This is a genomic window from Mesorhizobium sp. M2A.F.Ca.ET.037.01.1.1, from assembly GCF_003998075.1.
Classification (GTDB): Bacteria; Pseudomonadota; Alphaproteobacteria; order Rhizobiales; family Rhizobiaceae; genus Mesorhizobium.
Window position 1 is genome coordinate 1 of record NZ_RZSA01001230.1, and the last position, 1,699, is coordinate 1,699.

2 protein-coding genes and 1 pseudogene are annotated in these 1,699 nt (G+C 58.6%); all 3 read left to right on the forward strand.

What is annotated here, in order from left to right; translation table 11 throughout:
- Nucleotides 1-82: 82 nt before the first annotated feature.
- Nucleotides 83-399: pseudogene (gene fdxB, locus EOA27_RS35405) on the forward strand (ferredoxin III, nif-specific).
- Between the two features lie 79 nt (nucleotides 400-478).
- Nucleotides 479-670: an exopolysaccharide production repressor protein gene (locus EOA27_RS42675; RefSeq protein ID WP_127394248.1), complete on the forward strand. Its 192-nt coding sequence runs from the start codon at nucleotides 479-481 to the stop codon at nucleotides 668-670.
- Between the two features lie 236 nt (nucleotides 671-906).
- Nucleotides 907-1,699 (forward strand): 1-aminocyclopropane-1-carboxylate deaminase (locus tag EOA27_RS35415; RefSeq protein WP_127258612.1); only part of this gene is annotated, 793 nt, incomplete at its 3' end.

Genomic DNA, 1,699 nt, shown 5'->3' on the forward strand with positions numbered 1-1,699 from the left:
AGGAAGTCGCCGAGAAAACCCAAGCCGTTTATGCCGAGTTGGATGTTGCCAAGAGAGAACTCGCTTCAATGAAGAATTTAGGATGATGCGCACATTCACCACCCGTGACGGCTCCATTTGGATGCCGCCGTACCTGACCTCCATCGATAGCAAACCTGCATCGGCTGCTGCCGTTGTTTCAAGGTCTGCTCGCGCGATGTCATGCATCTTCACGGCGTTGATGATGCGGGTGAAATCCTCGGCCCCTGCGATGACGAGGACGACGATTTCGACGGCAAGCTCAATCGCATGATCATGGTTGTCGATGATGCCGGCCGCTGCATCGGCTGCGGAGCCTGCGGCCGCGTCTGCCCCAAGAACTGCCAGACGCATGTTGCGGCCGACGAGCTCGCAACATGATCTGGCGAAAACCAGGGGAGCGGCGTGCACTTCATCTTTTTGTCGGCTCGTGGGGCTGGTCCTGTGCAGCAATGCGTCGATGGTTTACTTCGCTTTGGATTCGCTCCGTGTGGCAGTCGTCACGACGCTGGCCTGTTCGCTGCTGCTTCAGGCCGGCTCCTTCGGCCGCGTGCTCTTTCTGATCTGGCAGTCCTCTAGCCGCGCTCGTGGAACTCGCCACAGGGGCCAGCATGCCGATGGTTACAGGAAAGCTCGGGTACCAGTCGTCTGACTCTGATCAACTGCGGAATGCAATTTTCAGCTGTGTCCCGGCTTGGTCGAATGCCCAGCATGTGCTGCTGCTTTGATGCGCGGATGACAGGATCAGTGCTCAGACCCACACCAATTTTGGTCACCCTCTGATGACTGAGCTGATCGTATAGGGAATCTGTGTTCGGCTAACACGCGACCATACCCCTGGGCTGACCGGTGCGTAGCCGGTTCAGGTACTTTTTTGCTGGAGATAGCATGCTGGAAAAATTCGAACGTTATCCGCTCACCTTTGGACCCACGCCGATCGAGAGGCTCGACCGCCTCGGCAAGCATCTGGGCGACAAGGTGGAAATCTACGTCAAACGCGAGGACTGCAACTCCGGTCTCGCGTTCGGCGGAAACAAGCTGCGCAAGCTCGAATACATTGTGCCCGACGCGATCGCGTCAGATGCCGATACGCTCGTCACAATCGGTGGCGTGCAGTCCAACCATACGCGCATGGTCGCTGCGGTCGCCGCCAAGATCGGCATGAAATGCCTCCTGGTCCAGGAGAGCTGGGTCCCACATGATGATGCTGTCTACGACCGGGTCGGCAATATCCTCTTGAGCCGCATCATGGGGGCAGAGGTGCGCCTGGTTGACGAGGGCTTTGACATCGGCATCCGCCGCAGCTGGGAAAAGGCACTTTATGAAGTCAAGGCAAGGGGCGGCAGGCCATATGCGATACCTGCCGGCGCCTCTGTCCACAAATACGGCGGCCTGGGCTATGTGGGGTTCGCTGAGGAGGTGCGTGCCCAGGAAGAGCAGCTTGGGTTTGCCTTCGACTATATCGTCGTCTGTACGGTGACTGGTTCAACCCACGGCGGCATGCTCGTCGGGTTCGCCAAGGATGGTCGACAGCGCAACGTGATCGGTATCGATGCCTCCGCCATGCCCGCCAAGACCAAGGCGCAGGTGCTCGGCATCGCCCAAAATACAGCGAAGCTCGTCCACCTCGGAGCGGAAATTGTCGAGGCAGACGTGGTGTTGTTCATGGACTACGCGTACC

Coding starts and splice junctions, on each gene's coding strand:
- EOA27_RS42675 (WP_127394248.1), top strand. CDS start 479: ATGGTTTACTTCGCTTTGGATTCGCTCCGTGTGGCAGTCGTCACGACG.